The sequence below is a fragment of the Amycolatopsis melonis genome (assembly GCF_040064235.1).
In the GTDB taxonomy this organism is placed as follows: domain Bacteria; phylum Actinomycetota; class Actinomycetes; order Mycobacteriales; family Pseudonocardiaceae; genus Amycolatopsis; species Amycolatopsis melonis.
Window position 1 is genome coordinate 49,177 of record NZ_JBDZYD010000010.1, and the last position, 15,894, is coordinate 65,070.

At 71.1% G+C, this 15,894-nt stretch carries 16 protein-coding genes; 7 read left to right on the forward strand and 9 right to left on the reverse strand.

The window, feature by feature from the left end:
• Positions 1-26: 26 nt before the first annotated feature.
• Positions 27-1,568 (reverse strand): M28 family metallopeptidase, encoded by a 1,542-nt coding sequence (locus ABJI51_RS26000; RefSeq protein ID WP_348952812.1) that lies wholly within the window; start codon positions 1,566-1,568, stop codon positions 27-29.
• A gap of 82 nt (positions 1,569-1,650) precedes the next feature.
• Between ABJI51_RS26000 and ABJI51_RS26005 the strand changes: the two genes are divergently transcribed.
• Positions 1,651-2,628 (forward strand): NAD(P)H-quinone oxidoreductase, encoded by a 978-nt coding sequence (locus ABJI51_RS26005; RefSeq protein ID WP_348952810.1) that lies wholly within the window; start codon positions 1,651-1,653, stop codon positions 2,626-2,628.
• Between the two features lie 51 nt (positions 2,629-2,679).
• Here ABJI51_RS26005 and ABJI51_RS26010 read toward each other — a convergent pair whose 3' ends face one another.
• Complete coding sequence (locus tag ABJI51_RS26010; RefSeq protein ID WP_348952808.1) at positions 2,680-3,879, reverse strand: cysteine desulfurase-like protein; 1,200 nt, start codon at positions 3,877-3,879, stop codon at positions 2,680-2,682.
• A gap of 135 nt (positions 3,880-4,014) precedes the next feature.
• Here ABJI51_RS26010 and ABJI51_RS26015 point away from each other — a divergent pair, with 135 nt between their 5' ends.
• Positions 4,015-4,599: a bacterial proteasome activator family protein gene (locus ABJI51_RS26015; protein WP_348952806.1), complete on the forward strand. Its 585-nt coding sequence runs from the start codon at positions 4,015-4,017 to the stop codon at positions 4,597-4,599.
• A gap of 751 nt (positions 4,600-5,350) precedes the next feature.
• Here ABJI51_RS26015 and ABJI51_RS26020 read toward each other — a convergent pair.
• Genes ABJI51_RS26020 through ABJI51_RS26030 form a run of 3 tightly spaced genes read right to left on the reverse strand, consistent with a single transcriptional unit; the run spans position 5,351 to position 8,274 of the window.
• Positions 5,351-6,535, reverse strand: a complete 1,185-nt coding sequence (locus ABJI51_RS26020) for an epoxide hydrolase family protein (protein ID WP_348952804.1) — start codon at positions 6,533-6,535, stop codon at positions 5,351-5,353.
• Positions 6,536-6,544: 9 nt separating this feature from the next.
• Positions 6,545-7,531 carry a spore coat protein gene (locus ABJI51_RS26025; protein ID WP_348952802.1) on the reverse strand — a complete coding sequence of 329 codons (987 nt, stop codon included), beginning with the start codon at positions 7,529-7,531 and terminating at the stop codon, positions 6,545-6,547.
• Entirely contained in the window at positions 7,528-8,274 is a 747-nt protein-coding gene (locus tag ABJI51_RS26030) for a cytidylyltransferase domain-containing protein (protein WP_348952800.1), read from the reverse strand. Before ABJI51_RS26030 ends, ABJI51_RS26025 begins: the two co-directional genes overlap by 4 nt.
• A 40-nt stretch (positions 8,275-8,314) precedes the next feature.
• Between ABJI51_RS26030 and pseB the strand changes: the two genes are divergently transcribed.
• Positions 8,315-9,298, forward strand: a complete 984-nt coding sequence (gene pseB / locus ABJI51_RS26035) for a UDP-N-acetylglucosamine 4,6-dehydratase (inverting) (RefSeq protein WP_348952798.1) — start codon at positions 8,315-8,317, stop codon at positions 9,296-9,298.
• Positions 9,291-10,427 (forward strand): DegT/DnrJ/EryC1/StrS family aminotransferase, encoded by a 1,137-nt coding sequence (locus ABJI51_RS26040; protein WP_348952796.1) that lies wholly within the window; start codon positions 9,291-9,293, stop codon positions 10,425-10,427. Before pseB ends, ABJI51_RS26040 begins: the two co-directional genes overlap by 8 nt.
• On the opposite strand, the gene pseI is transcribed toward ABJI51_RS26040, so the two are convergent.
• From pseI to ABJI51_RS26060, 4 genes are read right to left on the reverse strand one after another with little or no spacing between them, the layout of a single operon-like run.
• Positions 10,424-11,479, reverse strand: coding sequence for a pseudaminic acid synthase (pseI, locus tag ABJI51_RS26045; RefSeq protein ID WP_348952794.1), 1,056 nt, complete (start codon positions 11,477-11,479; stop codon positions 10,424-10,426). The genes ABJI51_RS26040 and pseI overlap by 4 nt on opposite strands.
• A gap of 29 nt (positions 11,480-11,508) precedes the next feature.
• Positions 11,509-11,961 carry a GNAT family N-acetyltransferase gene (locus ABJI51_RS26050; RefSeq protein WP_348952792.1) on the reverse strand — a complete coding sequence of 151 codons (453 nt, stop codon included), beginning with the start codon at positions 11,959-11,961 and terminating at the stop codon, positions 11,509-11,511.
• Complete coding sequence (locus tag ABJI51_RS26055; protein ID WP_348952790.1) at positions 11,962-12,396, reverse strand: hypothetical protein; 435 nt, start codon at positions 12,394-12,396, stop codon at positions 11,962-11,964. It lies immediately after the preceding gene.
• Positions 12,397-12,427: 31 nt separating this feature from the next.
• Entirely contained in the window at positions 12,428-13,054 is a 627-nt protein-coding gene (locus tag ABJI51_RS26060) for a hypothetical protein (RefSeq protein WP_348953044.1), read from the reverse strand.
• 144 nt (positions 13,055-13,198) lie between these two features.
• Here ABJI51_RS26060 and wzm point away from each other — a divergent pair, with 144 nt between their 5' ends.
• The 3 genes from wzm to glfT1 are packed head-to-tail and all read left to right on the forward strand — an operon-like array spanning position 13,199 to position 15,876.
• A complete protein-coding gene (gene wzm / locus ABJI51_RS26065; RefSeq protein ID WP_348952788.1) occupies positions 13,199-14,149 on the forward strand; it encodes a galactan export ABC transporter permease subunit Wzm/RfbD in 951 nt (316 codons plus the stop codon).
• A gap of 3 nt (positions 14,150-14,152) precedes the next feature.
• Complete coding sequence (gene wzt, locus ABJI51_RS26070) at positions 14,153-14,968, forward strand: galactan export ABC transporter ATP-binding subunit Wzt/RfbE (protein WP_348952786.1); 816 nt, start codon at positions 14,153-14,155, stop codon at positions 14,966-14,968.
• Positions 14,968-15,876, forward strand: a complete 909-nt coding sequence (gene glfT1, locus ABJI51_RS26075; protein WP_348952784.1) for a galactofuranosyltransferase GlfT1 — start codon at positions 14,968-14,970, stop codon at positions 15,874-15,876. Before wzt ends, glfT1 begins: the two co-directional genes overlap by 1 nt.
• The last annotated feature ends 18 nt before the right edge of the window (positions 15,877-15,894 follow it).

The window sequence follows — 15,894 nt, forward strand, 5'->3', positions numbered from 1 at the left end:
GGCTGGGACGGCCCCCTCTCGTGTCATCAGGCGGTCAACGCGTGCGGGTCACCGGACACGGCGTGCGCCGTGAGGGACCGCTGGGCCGAACGCTTCTGCGCGGTCAGCGACTTCGCCGCGGCCTGGCCGGGCTTGACGCCGTTGATGCTCTCGGTGCTCGTCGCGTAGACGCCGAGTGCCCAGGCGACGCCGTCGGAGTTGCGCTCCAGCGCGACCCGGTCGATGTTGCCGAGGTTGTCGCAGGCCTGGTGGTAGCACGGGTCGAACGCGACGCCCGCCGTGCCGCCCCACTTCGCCGCCTGCGCCGCGGTCTTCAGCACCTCGGCGCCGGTGTCGAGCCCGCCTGCCGGGATGCCGACGGCGATGAACTCGCCGTAGTCCGAACGGCCGGTGAAGTCGGTGCCCTCCACCGAAACGCCCTTCGCGGCCTGCATGAAGTCGACGAAGGTCTTCTCGATCTGCGCCGAGCCGTACGGGCCGGCGCCCGCGCCGACGCCGTCGGAGTTGTCGCCGTCGTAGGCGAAGTAGCCGGCGTTCGGCGAGCCGATCATGTCGAAGTTCAGGTACAGCGCGATGTCCAGCTGCTGCTCGAAGCTGAGCTGGTCGACGTAGTAGGTGGAGCCGATCAGGCCGAACTCCTCCGCGCTCCAGAAGCCGAAGCGGACGGCGTTGTTGGCCTTCGGGCTGCTCCCCAGCTGCAGCGCCGTCTCCAGCAGCGCGGCGGAGCCGGTGCCGTTGTCGTTGATGCCGGGCCCGGCCGGGACGCTGTCGAGGTGCGCCCCCAGCATCACCACGTTGTCCTTGCGCCCGGTCTTGGTCTCGGCGATGACGTTGTAGCTGGTCCGCGCCTCCTGGAAGGCACGCAGCTCCAGGGTGACGTTCTGCCCGCCGAGCGTGGCCAGCTGCGCCCCCGCGGCCGCCGTCACGCCGCCGGTCGGGATCTTCGCGTTCGCCGGGTCCCCCAGTGTCCCGTTCAGATCGCCGTCGGTGTTGTTGTAGACGATCGCGCCGACCGCGCCCGCGGCCGCGGCGGTCTGCTGCTTCTGCGCGAACGAGCAGCCGCCGCGCTTGATCAGCGCGATCTTGCCCGCGACGTCGGCGGTGTAGTCGGTGGCCTCGCAGCCGCTGGTGGCGTCGACCGCGACCACGGCGAGCGGCGCGGTGATGCCGCCGACCGGCGTCGAGACGGTGTACTCCATGGCGATGATCGGGACGTTCGCCCCGCCCGCGGTCAGCTTCTGCGCGAGGGTCTCGGAGTAGGTGAACGGGAACTCCTGCCGGGTCACCTGGAACCCGGCCGCTTCGAGCTTGGTCGCGATGTACTCGGCGGACCGCTTGTGCCCTTCGGTGCTCGCCGCCCGGGTGCCGCCTTGGGTGTCGGCGATCCGCTGCAGGGCGACGAGGTGCCGGTTGACGCCGTTGACGTCGACCTTCTTGACGAGCTGCTTCGCCAGTGCGGGGCCGTCCGGGAGGGTGTCCGCTGCCGCGGCCGGGGTGAGGCCGAGTGTCAGCGTCGCGCAGGCGGCCAAGGCCGCCGGCGGGAGGAACCTGGTTCGGAAGAGTGACATGGTTGCTCACCTTTGTTCGCTTTGCGAAGGACGTCAATGCGTCATTCGGCGGGACCTTCACCCGGCGGTATACAGTCGACACATGTACGCGATCACCATCCGTGAACCAGGTGACCCGGACGTTCTCGAGTGGGCGGAGGTCGCGGATCCGCGTCCCGGCCCCGGCGAAGTGCTGCTGGAAGTCGCGGCGAGCGCGGTGAATCGCGCGGATCTGCTGCAGCGCCAGGGCCACTACCCGCCGCCGCCCGGCGCCAGCGAAATCCTCGGTCTCGAATGTTCCGGCACGATCGCCGAACTCGGCGAAGGCGTCGAAGGCTGGAACGTCGGCGACGAGGTGTGCGCGCTGCTTTCCGGCGGCGGCTACGCGGAGAAGGTCGTCGTCCCGGCCGGGCAGCTGCTGCCGGTGCCGGGCGAGGTGGACCTGCTCGCGGCGGCCGGGCTGCCCGAGGTGGCCTGCACGGTCTGGTCCAACGTCGTGATGCACGCGAAGCTCGCCGAGGGCGAGGTCCTGCTGGTCCACGGCGGTGCGGGCGGGGTCGGCACGCACGCCATCCAGGTCGGCAAGGCGCTCGGCGCGACGGTCGCCGTCACCGCGGGCTCGGCGGACCGGCTCGAAAGCTGCCGCCAGCTCGGCGCCGACCTCACGATCAACTACAAGGACCAGGACTTCGTCGAGGTGCTCCGCCAGGAGACCGGCGGCGCCGACGTCATCCTCGACAACATGGGCGCGTCCTACCTGGGCCGCAACCTGGACGCGCTGCGGCAGGACGGCAGGCTGGTCATCGTCGGCATGCAGGGCGGGGTCAAGGGCGAGCTGAACGTCGGGGCATTGCTCGGCAAACGGGCGAGCGTGTTCGCGGCGGGCCTGCGCTTCCGCCCGCCGGAGCAGAAGGCGGCGATCGTCGCCGACGTCCGCGAGCGGCTGTGGCCGCTGGTCGAGCAGGGTTCGGTCAAGCCGATCGTCGGCCAGGTCGTGCCGATGGCCGAAGCCGCGGCCGCGCACCGGGCCCTGGAGGAGGGCAGCGTGTTCGGCAAGGTGCTGCTGGCCGCGAAGTCATAACAGCGGCGCGAAGCGCCTCCGTTGAGGGTGGCGGCGGGGAGGAAGGCGGAGCTAACGGAGTTCTTCGAGGACTCGCACGAGCTGGTTGATTTCGAAGACGTTGGAGTAGTGGGCGAGCCCGATCCGCACGGCGCCGCCCACTTCTCCGACACCCAGTGACGCGAAGACGCCGCTCGTGCCGTCGTCGGCGAAGGCGCACAACCCCTGAGTTGCCAGGTATTCGGCGACCTCGGGCGCCTTCTTGCCGGCGACGGCGAAGGCGAGCGCGGGAATCCGGCGCATGGCGTTGCCGATGACCATGATGTGCCGCAGCGACAGCAGTTCCGTGGACAGCTGGGCCAGCAGCCCGGCGTGGTAGGACTTCGCCGACCCGAGCGAGGTGACCAGGCGCTCGCGGCGGGATCCGGTGGCGGCGTCGTCGAGACCGGCGAGGTAGTCGATCGACGCGATCAGCCCGGCCAGCAGCGGGTAGGCGTGCGGGCCGAGTTCCAGGCGCGCGGCGCCGCGGGCCATCGGGTCGAGCGACGTGGACGGGATCCGCTCGATCAGCTCGGGGTCGCGGAACACCAGCGCGCCCACCGACGGGCCGCCCCACGCCTGTGCCGACACGACCATGACGTCGGCGCCGAGTGCGTTGATGTCCAGCGGCAGGAAGGGCGCGGCGTAGGTGGCGTCGACGACGACGAGCGCGCCGACCCGCTTGGCGAACTCGATGATCGTCGGCACGTCCGGCCGGGTGCCGACCGAACCGGACGCGAGCGTGACCGCGACGGCCTTCGTGCGCGCCGTCACGAGCTGCTCGTACTGCCACGCGGGCAGCTCGCACGTCTCGATGTCGATCTCGCCCCAGCGCACGACGGCGCCGACCCGCTTCGCGGCACGCTGCCACGGCGCGAGGTTGGCCTGCTCGTCGAGCCGCGACACGACGACTTCGTCGCCGATCGTCCAGCGTTCGGCGAGCGCGTCGACGAGCCGGCGCAGCATGACCGGCGCGCTCGGCCCGAGCACGACGGCGGCCGGGTCGGCCCCGACCAGGTCGGCCACGGCCCGGCGGGCCGCGGTCACGATGCTTTCCGCGCGCTGGGAGGCCGGAAACGCTCCGCCCGGCCCGGACACCGGGGCGCGCATCGCCGTGGAAACGGCCGAAGCGACCTGTTCCGGGACCAGCATTCCGGCGGCGCCGTCGAAGTGAATCCAGCCGTCACCCAGCGCGGGAAAGAGCCCACGGATACGAGCGACGTCGAACGCCATGGGGACACCGTACGGACGTGCGGTTTCGCCGCGCGTCCGGGGTTGGGTGGAGAGCCACCGGGAACCCCGGAAGCCGCTACGCTCGGAGACGGACACCCCGTGGGTGTCGCGGAGCGTGGCGAAACGCAAGCCAGGATGGAGCACATGACCGAGCCGAACTTCACAGCGGGTGACCCGGGCCAGGAATCTTCACCCCACGTGGTGGTCGTCGGACCGGACGGCACACCGGTGGGCACGGCCAAGCTGCCTCCCCCCGACGGCGACGACCACCCGGAGTCGGTGGGCGACCTCGTCGAAGAGCCGGCGAAGGTGATGCGGATCGGCACGATGATCAAGCAGCTCCTGGAGGAGGTCCGCGCGGCCCCGCTGGACGACGCGTCCCGCACGCGGGTCCGCGAGATCCACCAGACGTCGATCCGCGAGCTGGAGAAGGCGCTGGCCCCGGAGCTGCAGGACGAGCTGGAGCGCCTGGTCCGCCCGTTCACCGACGACTCGACCCCGTCGGACGCGGAGCTGCGAATCGCCCAGGCCCAGCTGGTGGGCTGGCTCGAGGGCCTGTTCAGCGGAATCCAGACGGCCCTGTTCGCCCAGCAGATGGCGGCCCGCGTCCAGCTGGAGCAGATGAGGCGCGGATTGCCGGCGGGCCCATCGGGGGCCGGCGGGCACGGTCACGGGCCGGACCACGGGCCGGGGATTTCGGGGACGGGCCAGTACCTCTGACGGCGGCCACGGGGTTGTCCACAGACCATGGGGATTGTGGACAACCCTTGTGGACAACTCGCTTTCGGCCGGTTTTGTCCTGGGGTGGCGGTAGGCTGGAGCTGGGCACGCCCCCCAAGGGAAGGGCGGGGGCCGCTTCGGGGCCTGCTGCCCCCTCGGCTCAGCGCAGCGTGAGCCAGCAGGCCCGGACGCCGGACCCGGCAAGCCTGCGGCTCCATGACATGAACGACTCTTTCCTGTCGTCAGACGTCATGAACGACTCGTTCATGACGTCCGGTCACCCCACGGCACAGCGACTTTGCCGGAACCCTGCCAAGGGAAGGGCGGGGGCCGCGGTGTCGCTGCGCAAGTCCGGCCCCGGCAGCGACCGGCCGGGGGTCGGGTCGTGGCGCCGCTGTGGTGCCGTGAATGACTCATTCACCTCGTCGGACGCCCTGAATGACTCATTCAAGTCGCCCGGGTTACCTCCCGAAGGCGCCGTCAAGTGACCGGGCGTGGATCGGCCGGTTCACGAGAGTTGCCGGGACCCTGCCATGGAGTTGCGCGGGCCGCTTGATCCTCGGCTCGGGTCAGTTCGGCTCCGCGAGGTCGCTTCCCGCGGATTGGGGCCGCTGGTCGGGCTTCTTGGTGTCTTGAATGAGTCATTCAGGACCTGTGAAATTCTCCGCCGAGCCAAGCCGGTGACCGGGTGGTCGCACCACGCACGACTCGTTCAGCGGCGGCTCCGGTCAGGGGCGCGTTGCTGGTGGGACTACCGAGACTCCTCGCGACTGGTGTGACCGGCGCGGATGCACCCAAGCTCAGTGAAGAACGCCCTCAGGTCACCGATCAGCGCGTCCGGTTCCTCCAGTGCCGGGAAGTGACCGCCGCGGGGGAACTCCGTCCAGCGGATGATCTTGTCCGTCCGCTCCCCCAGAGTCCGGATCGGCAGGCCGATGTCGTCCGGGAAGACCGCGACGCCCGTCGGGACCGGGTTCAGGGGCACAGGCGCGCCCCAGCCCGTTGTCAGGGCCGCGTACAGGCGGGCTGAGGAGTTCGCCGTCCCGGTGAACCAGTAGATCGACACGTCCGCCAGGAGGTCGTCGCGGTCGATCAGGTCCTCTGTTGTGTTCGAGAACGAGCGGAACTTCTCCGCTATCCAGGCCAGCTGGCCTGCCGGGGAGTCGTGCAGGCCGTACGCAAGCGTTTGCGGCTTGGTCGACTGGATCATCGCGTAGCCCGTTCCCGAGACCGAGAACGCCTGGCCCTTCTCCAGCGCCCGCTGCCCCGCGGCCAGCTCTGCGCCCGACAGGCCTTCGAGGTCCGCCGGCGTCCGGGGGACCGCCGACGCCAGCATCGTCACGTGGATGCCGAGCAGGCGCTCGGGGAACTGGACCGCCAGCTCGCGCGCGATCATCGCGCCCCAGTCGCCGCCGTGGGCGCCGAACTGCTCGTAGCCGAGGTCGGTCATCAGTGCCGCGAACGCTCGCGCGATGCGGTCCGGGCCCCAGTCCGGCGTCGGGGTGGGGCCCGAAAAGCCGTAGCCGGGGAGGGACGGGACCACCACGGTCAGCGCCGACGCCGGGTCGCCGCCGTACGCGCGGGGGTCCGTCAGGGGGCCGATCACGTCGAGGAACTCCACGATCGATCCCGGCCAGCCGTGCATCAGCAGCACCGGCGGTGCCTCCGGCTCCGGGGACACCACGTGGAGGAAGTGCACGTTCGTGCCGTCGATCGTCGTCGTGAACTGGGGGAACGCGTTGATCCGCTCCTCCTGCGCCCGCCAGTCGAAGCCCGTGCGCCAGTACTCGGCCAGCTCACGCACGTAGCCGACCGGCGCGCCCAGCCGCCAGCCTGTGTCCTCCGGCTGGTCGGGCCAGCGGGTGTTCGCCAGCCGCGTGCGGAGGTCGTCGAGGTCGGACTGGGGAACGTCGATGCGGAACGGGGTGGATGTCATTCCTCGACGCTAGAAGCCGTCGCGGACAGCTCCGGTCCTCGATTCCAGGCAATCCAGCACCCGGTCGACGCCGCGTCCGTCCACAACGGACGACGCCGTGCCCGACAGCGACCGGCGCAGCGAGGCGTCGGACAGCAGCGAGCGCAGCGTGGCGGTCACCTCAGGCAGCCGGTCCGCCAGCGTGTCCGCGGGGCCGAGACCGGCCGCCAGTCCCAGGCCGAGTGCCGCGCGGTAGCCCGGCTCCTGGTTGTCCACCAGCTGCACCGCCGCCGTCGGGACGCCGAGGCAGCACAGCTCCACGAACGTCACGCCGGACGCGCTCACGGCGACGTCGGTCGTCGCCAGGATGTCCAGCAGCGCCGGGCTCGGCGCGGAGAGCCGGATCGTCTGGCCGGGCCGCAGCTCCGGCAGCGCCGGTTCACCCCGCACCAGGGCGTCCGCCACGAACGGCAGTTCAGTGTCGCGAAGCGCGCGAAGCAGCAACGCCACCGTCGTGGCCCACTCGGCTCCGCCGCCCAGGACCACAGTGACGTGCGGAGGCGAGCCGCCAGGCGCACGACGCTCGCGCGTACGCAGCACAACGTCGCGAAGCGGCGCGTACGCGACTCCGCGCAGCAGGACGTCGGAGCCGTCGTCAGGCCGCGGCCCGGGGGCGAAGCCCGAGTCGACGACGATGTCGGCCGGGCGGCGGCCGAAGACGTCGTCCTCGATCGAGACGAGCGCCGCGCCGGCCGCGTTGACCTCCTTGCGGACGTCACCGAGGCCGTAGTGGTCGACGACGACCGCGTCGAAGCCCTCCCCGAGCGGCGACTCCGGCGCCAGGCGGGAGACGCCCAGCTCGTCGAACCGCGCGGCCAGCCACTCCGCGTTCTCGACGCTGCCCGAGAACGTCACCGGCCAGCCGCGGGCGACCGCCCGCTCGGCGTAGGCGACCACCCGCGCGATGTGCCCGGCGCCGATGGCCGCCGACGCGTCCGCGCGCAGCAGCAGCTTCACCGGGCGACTTTCTTCTGCTCGACGTGCGCGTTCAGCGCGACCAGGTCCGGGCGCGACCGCAGCAGCGCGACCACCGCCCGCCAGTCGGCGACACCGTCGCCCAGCTCGGCCACGATCGCCGAAAGCAGGTCCCAGTCCTCCGCGGTGTCCAGCGTCACGCGCAGGTCGCCGGCCGCCGGGCTGACGACGACGCCGGTGCACGCATAGCGCGACGGCTGTGTGTAGATGCCCGAGGTGACGTGCTCGCGGTCCGCTCCGGTGGCGGTCGCGACCTGCTCCTGGAGCACGGCAGCGCGCACCAGCTCGGCGTCGAAGCCGCGCGGCAGGGTCCGGACCAGCGTCGTGCTCACGTAGTCCAGCGACGGCTGGGCCCGCCACAGCGCCGCGAGCTGGCCGATCAGCGCCGGGTCCAGCAGCGGGCAGTCGGCGGTGAGCCTGATCACGGCGTCGGCGGGGTGCTCGCGCAGCGCGACCGCGAACCGGCCGAGGACGTCGTCGAGCGGGCCGCGGACCACCGCCGCGCCGCAGCGGGCGGCTTCGGCGGCGACGGCGTCGTCCGAGGGGTCCGAAGACGTCGCGACCACGACTTCGTCGACGCCCGGCGCGGCCGCCGCGGCCCGGACGACCCAGCCCAGCACGCTGCGGCCGGCGAGCGGGCGCAGCACCTTGCCCGGCAGCCGGGTCGACGACGACCGGGCCTGGATGACGGCGTTGACACCGGGCGCTCCACGCATGGGTGACATGATGGCCGACGGCACTTACCCCGAAACGCGGAGGTCAACGATGTCCGAGCTGGATGGCTCCAGCATCCTGCTCACCGGCGGGACCGGTTCCTTCGGCAAGGCGTTCATCGCGCACGCGCTGGCCGAGCTGAACCCGAGCCGCCTGGTCGTGCTCTCCCGCGACGAGCTCAAGCAGTACGAAACGCGGCAGCTGTTCGGCGACGACCCGCGGCTGCGCTGGTTCATCGGCGACATCCGCGACCGCCGCCGTCTGGAGCGCGCCATGCACGGCGTCGACTACGTCGTGCACGCCGCCGCGCTCAAGCAGGTCGACACCGGCGAGTACAACCCGTTCGAGTTCGTCCAGACCAACGTCGTGGGCTCGCAGAACGTGATCGAGGCGGCGATCGACACCGGCGTCAAGAAGGTCGTCGCGCTGTCGACCGACAAGGCGTCCAGCCCGATCAACCTCTACGGCGCCACCAAGCTGTGCGCCGACCGGATGTTCATCAGCGGCAACCACTACGCGGCCGCGCACGTGACGCGCTTCTCGGTGGTCCGCTACGGCAACGTCATGGGCTCGCGCGGCAGCGTCATCCCGTTCTTCCGGAAGCTGGCCGAGCAGGGCGAGTCGCTGCCGATCACGCACAAGGAGATGACCCGGTTCTGGATCACGCTCCCGCAGGCCGTGCGGTTCGTGGTCGACTCGTTCGACCAGATGCACGGCGGTGAGCTGTACGTGCCGCGGATCCCGAGCATGCGGCTGGTCGACCTCGCCCAGGCGATCGCCCCGGGCAGCCCGATGCACGAGGTCGGCATCCGGCCCGGCGAGAAGCTGCACGAGGAGATGATCGCGCCGGACGACGCGCGCCGGACCGTGCAGCTCAAGGACCGCTACGTCGTCCAGCCGCACCTCGCGGGCTGGGGTTTCGAGCCGCCGGCGGGCGGCACGCCGATGCCGGAGGGCTTCGCCTACCGCTCGGACACCAACGACCTCTGGCTGGACGCGGAGGAGCTGCGCGAGCTGGTCGAGCAGCATGGGTGACTTCCTCCCGTACGGCCGCCAGTCGATCAGCGAAGAGGACATCGAGGCCGTCGTCGGCGTGCTGCGCGGCGACTGGCTGACCACCGGGCCCGCGGTCGGGCAGTTCGAGACGGACCTCGCGGCGCACACCGGCGGGACGCCCGCGGTCGCCGTGACCTCGGGAACGGCCGCCCTGCACGTCGCCTACGCGGCGGCCGGGATCGGGCCGGGCGACGAGGTCGTCACCTCGCCGATGACGTTCGTCGCGACCGCCGCCACCGCCGCGCTGCACGGCGCGAAGGTGGTCTTCGCCGACGTCGAACCGGACACCGGGAATCTTTCGGTCGCGGCGGCGAAGGCCGCGGTCACCGGGCGCACCAAGGTCGTCGCCGCGGTCGACTACGCCGGGCTGCCCGCCGAGCTGGACGAACTCGCCGGCGTCGCCCACGACGCGGGCGCGCTGCTGCTGGAGGACGCCGCGCACTCCGTCGGCGGGTCCTGGCAGGGCCGGGCAGTGGGGTCGATCGCCGACCTGACGACGTTCTCGTTCTTCCCGACCAAGAACCTCACGACGGCCGAAGGCGGCGCCGTCGTCACCCCGCGGGACGACCTCCTGGACCGGGCGCGGAAGTTCCGCAACCACGGCCTGGTCCGCGACCGCGCCGAGCAGCGCTATCCGGACGAAGGCGGCTGGCACCAGGAGGTGCACGAGTTCGGGCTGAACTACCGCCTGCCCGACGTCCTCTGCGCACTGGGCAGCAGCCAGCTCAAGCGGCTCGCGGAGTTCAAGAAGCGCCGAGCCGAGATCCACGCCCGCTACAACGCGGCGCTGGCCGACGTCGACGGCGTCGCCACGCCGCCGTCCCGGCCGGGCGCCGACCCGGTGTGGCACCTCTACCCGCTGCGGGTCCTCGACGGCCGCCGCCGGGCGCTGTTCGACCACCTGCGGGGCGCCGGCATCGGCGTCCAGGTCAACTACATCCCGGCGTACTGGCACCCGGTGTTCGAGGACCTCGGGTACCGGCGCGGGCTGTGCCCGAACGCCGAAGCGTACTACGCGCAGGAGCTGTCGCTGCCGCTGTTCCCGTCGCTGACGGACGCCGACGTCGACCGCGTGGCCGACGCCGTGCGCGCGTTCTTCGGGGCCTAGATCAGGTCCCAGGTCAGGGGCGTGCCCTTCGCGGCGTCGACGCGGAAGGTGCGCCCCACGACCTGGGTGATCGCGGCCGGGGCCAGCCCGCCCGCGGGCCGGATCGACCGGACGTTGGCCGTGGTGACCTCGTCACCGGCGCGGACGTCCTCGACGACGTAGAGGGACCGCCGCAGCCGCAGGCCCTCCTTCTCGCTCTCCCGCGGGCCCAGGACCGGCTCGCCGAGTGCCTCCCACGCCCGGTGCGTCTCGGTGACCAGCGCGGCCAGCTCGGCGGGCTCCAGCGAGAACTCCGAGTCGACGCCGCCGTCGGCACGGGCCAGCGTGACGTGCTTTTCGATGGCCACCGCGCCCAGCGCGACGGCGGCGACCGGCGCGCCGATGCCCGGCGTGTGGTCGGACAGGCCGACCAGCGACTGCGTCAGCCCGGCCAGCAGCGGCAGGCCGCGCAGGTTGCTCTCACGCGGCGAGGCCGGGTAGCTCGCCGTGCAGCCGAGCACGATCAGCTGGTCGTTGCCCGCTTCGCGGGCGGTGCGCACCGCGGCGTCGATCTCGGCGACGTTGGCCATGCCGGTGGAGATGATCAGCGGCTTGCCGGTGCGCGCGCACAGCTCGACCAGCGGCAGGTCGACGATTTCCGAGGAGGCGATCTTGTACGCCGGCGCGTCGAGGGACTCCAGCAGCTCGACCGCGGTCGGGTCGAACGGGCTGGAGAAGATCTCCAGGCCGCGGGCGCGGGCCCGCTCGAACAGCGGCTCGTGCCACTCCCACGGCGTGTGGGCCTTTTCGTACAGTTTGTACAGATTCTGGCCGCCCCACAGCTCGTGCGCGTCGCCGATCCGGAACGCCGGGGTGTCGACGTCGATGGTGATCGTGTCGGGCCGGTAGGTCTGCAGCTTGACCGCGTGCGCGCCGGTCTCGGCGATCGCGTCGACGATGGCCAGCGCCCGGCCGAGGTCGCCGTTGTGGTTGCCGGACATCTCGGCGATCACGAACGGCGCGTGGCCGGGGCCGATCGAGTGCGCGCCGATCCGGATGTCGTCTGCGGGCATGGTGCCTCCCCGGGGTGGACGGGTGCGGGTCAGCCCAGAGTCTTGCGCAGCTGCCGGAAGCCGCCGACGGCAGGCGCGGCTTCGGCGTACCCGGCGCGCTCGAACAAGGCCGCCGAAGCGGCGTTGTCCTGGTGCACGGCGGCCAGCACCACCCGCACGCCGAGGCGTTCCCGCGCCACCCGCTCCCCCTCGGCGAGCACCGCCCCGGACAGCCCGCGGCCGCGGCTCGCGGGCGCCAGGGTGATGCTCACCTCCCAGGCGTCGCCGTCCTCCCGATCGAACCGGACGGTGCCGACCGGGACGTCCTCGTGCTCGACGACGAGCAGGAGCCGGTCCGGATCGGCCAGCACGCCGTGCAGCCAGGCCAGGTGCTCGTCCAGGGCGACCACGGCCGCCGACCGCGACGCCTGCCGCGTCCGGGGGTCGTTGCGCCAGCCCAGCAGCAGCCCCGCGTCCGCTTCGGTGGCCTCGCGGGCCCGCACCTACTGCGTGACGGGCTGCTCGGCCCGGTCCTCGAGGCGGCGGAGCCGGTCCTCGTAGCGGGAGATGCCCGCGAGCCGGACGCGGATCTGCGCGTGCTGGCGCTGGATCTCCTCGATCAGCGTGCGGGCCTCGGCCAGCTGCGGCGGGTCGGCGTTCGGCACCAGCGCGATCGACTCGCGCAGCGTCTCCAGCCTGCCTTCCTGCGCCGCGACGTGCGGGATCAGGCGGTCGAGCTCGGCGCGGGCCCAGCGCAGGTCGCCGCGGGCCTCCTCCAGGCTGCGCTCGGCGCTGTCCAGCCGTCGCCGGTGGTCGGCGGTCGCGTGCTCGAGGTCGTTGACGCGCGCGGCGAGACCGCGGGTGCGGTCGTCGACGCGGAAGTCGATGACCTTGACGATCCGGTCGATCAGGCCTCTGCCCAGTTTCTGCACTGCCATGGGGATTTCCTTCGGGGAGTCGGTGCTGCGCTCAGCGCAGGAGGGTGGTGTCGCCGGTCTTGGTCCAGGAGTCCAGCAGCCGCCCCTCGGCGGCGATCTGGTGTTCCGGGCCGACGATGCAGGAGTCGCCCGCGGCGTGCTCCCACGAGGTCTGGTCCGGGTTGTCGATGAACGAGAACCCGGTGAGCACCAGCTGCGCGGTCGGGAACGACGTCCGGGCGATCCAGGCCGCCAGGGTGCCGGTGGTCGACCACGTCGGCTCGGTGCGCGTCGGCAGGCCCAGCGCGTCCGACAGCGGCAGCACGACCTCGCGGTTCGGCACCGGGACCGCGCCGAGGTCCGCGGGCCACCAGCCCGGCAGGTCCTCCGGTTCCCAGTGCATCCGGCCGGGCTCGACCAGCAGGTACAGCCGCTTCCGGTAGTCCTGGAAGACGTGCTTGGTGGCCCGGATCGCGCGGTTGAAGACGACGACGTGCGTGCGGCGGCCGACGATCTCCTGCCCGGGTTCGTCGACGACGAAGCCGTTGACCCGGATCACCAGGTCGCACGCGTCGATCGCCTTCGCCCGCTGGGGGTCGGGCGGGAGCGGCTGGTTGCCGACCACGGCCACCGATCGCGGGTCCGGCCGGTCGGCGTAGGCCGCGAGCAGGTTGACCATCAGGCTCGCCGCGCCGAGAGCAGCAGTCATAAGCCGAGAAAGTACCAGTACGAAGGTCACACCTCGCCGCGTAGCGGCCCATAACCACTACCACACGGGCGGGGTGGCCCGGACGCCGCTCATCCCATCGGTACCCTCGTCCACGTGCATGCCACCAGCACGGTTCAGGCCGCCGACTCACCCGCCGCGACGCCGGCCCCGCCGGGGTCGGACAGCAAGACGTTCGCGCGTGCCTTCGCCGACATCAAGGCCGGTTTCCGCAACCGCGAGCTGTGGGGTCACCTCGGCTGGCAGGACATCAAGCAGCGGTACCGCCGCTCGGTCATCGGGCCCTTCTGGATCACCATCAGCCAGGCCGTCCTCGCGCTCGGCCTCGGCCTGCTGTACTCGCAGCTGTTCAAGCTGCCGGTCGAGGTGTTCCTGCCCTACATCTCCACGGGCTTCATCATCTGGGGCTTCATCAGTGGCTGCCTGTCCGAGGGCATGGAGACGTTCATCGCGAACGAGGGGCTGATCAAGCAGCTCCCGGCGCCGCTGAGCGTGTACATGCTGCGCACGGTGTGGCGGCAGACGATGATGCTGCTCCACAACATGATCGTCTACGTGGCCGTGCTGGTGATCTTCTTCGGCGCGCTCAGCCAGAAGTACTCGCTGCTCGGCGACGGGAAGTGCGTCGCGGGCCACATCTGCCACCCCGGCCTCAGCTGGACCATCCTGCTGGCCATCCCCGGTTTCCTGGTGCTGGCCCTGAACGCCGCCTGGGTGACGCTGCTGTTCGGCATCATCTCCACCCGCTTCCGCGACATCCCGCAGGTGGTCAACTCGCTGATCCAGCTGCTGTTCTACGGGACGCCGATCGTGTGGCCGGTCGACCAGCTGATGAGCGGCGGCGGCAAGGAGGGTGTCTCCTGGATCCTGCCGATCGTCAAGGCGAACCCGCTCTACCACTTCATGCAGGTGATCCGCGCGCCGTTGCTCGGCCAGGAGTTCTCGCCGGAGAACTGGATCGTGGTCGGCTCCATCACCGTCGTCGGTTGGGCTCTCGCGCTGGTCGCGATGCGCAACTACCGTGCCCGCGTCTCCTATTGGGTGTGACACATGGTCAGCATTGACGTCCACAACGCGTTCGTCGACTTCCCGATCTTCGACGCGAAGACGCGGTCGATGAAGAAGAAGGTCCTCGGCAAGGTCGGCGGCAAGATCGGCACCGACACCAAGGTCCCGATCATCGAAGCCCTGCACGACGTGACCCTCTCGCTGCGCGAAGGCGACCGCGTCGGCCTGGTCGGGCACAACGGCGCCGGCAAGTCCACGCTGCTGCGCCTGCTGGCAGGCATCTACGAGCCGACCCGCGGGTCCGCGCGGATCAACGGCAAGATCGCGCCGGTGTTCGACCTCGGCATCGGCATGGACCCGGAGATCTCCGGCGTCGAGAACATCATCATCCGCGGCCTCTTCCTCGGCATGACCGCCAAGGAGATGGAGAAGCGCGTCGACGACATCGCGGAGTTCACCGAGCTCGGCGACTACCTGCAGATGCCGCTGCGGACGTACTCGACCGGCATGCGGGTGCGGCTCGCGCTGGGCGTGGTCACCTCGATCGACCCCGAGATCCTCATCCTCGACGAGGGCATCGGCGCGGTCGACGCGGCGTTCCTCAACAAGGCGCGCGACCGCCTCAAGGACCTCGTCAAGCGCTCCGGCATCCTGGTGTTCGCCAGCCACTCGGACGAGTTCCTGTTCGAGCTGTGCGATTCGGCCATCTGGATGGACGAAGGCCACCTCAAGCAACAGGGTTCGCTGCGGGACGTCCTCACGGCGTACAAGGGCCGCGATCCCTTCGAGAACATGAGCCAGGAAACCTTGGAGCGCTTCGGCATCGAGCCGGTGGCGACGACGAACGGCGGGGAATGATGGCCAGCGAGACCCGGCAGCTGCCCGACGGCGCGGTCGTCGGCGTGGTCGTCACGCGGCACCGGCGCGAGCTGCTGGCGGACTCGCTGAAGGTCATCGCGGCCCAGACCCGGCCGGTCGACCACCTGGTGGTCGTGGACAACGGGCCGGACGACTCGGCCCGCGAGGTCGTCGAGAACTACCCGCTGCCGTACACGTACCTGCCGTCGCACCGGAACCTCGGCGGCGCGGGCGGGTTCGCCCTCGGCATGCTGCACGCGCTGTCGCTGGGTGCCGAGTGGGTGTGGCTGGCCGACGACGACGGCCGCCCGGCCGACGAGAACGTGCTGGCGATCCTGCTGGAGGAAGCGGAGAAGCGCGGCCTGGCGGAGATCTCGCCGGTGGTGTCGAACATCGACGCGCCGGACAAGCTGGCGTTCCCGCTGCGCCGCGGCCTGACCTGGAAGCGGTCGCAGTCCGAGCTGGGCGTGGACTTCCTGCCCGGCATCGCGTCCCTGATGAACGGCGCGCTGTTCCGTGCGTCCACTTTGGACGTCGTCGGTGTGCCGGACCTGCGCCTGTTCTTCCGCGGCGACGAGGTCGAGCTGCACCGGCGGCTGGCCCGCTCGGGACTGCCGTTCGGCACGTCGCTGAAGACGAAGTACCTGCACCCGGACGGCTCGGACGAGTTCAAGCCGATGCTGGGCGGCAAGTTCCACGCGCAGGACCCGGAGAACGAGGTCAAGCGCTACTACACCTACCGCAACCGCGGATACCTGTTGTCCCAGCCGGGAATGCGCAAGATCGGCGCACTGGAGATCGTCCGGTTCGGACTGTACTTCGTGGGCGTCAAGCGCGACCCGAAGGCGTTCCTGCAGTGGCTGAAGCTGGTGCGGCAGGGCCGCGCGGAGAAGTTCTACCGCTACTGAGGTTCACGAGAAAGGGCC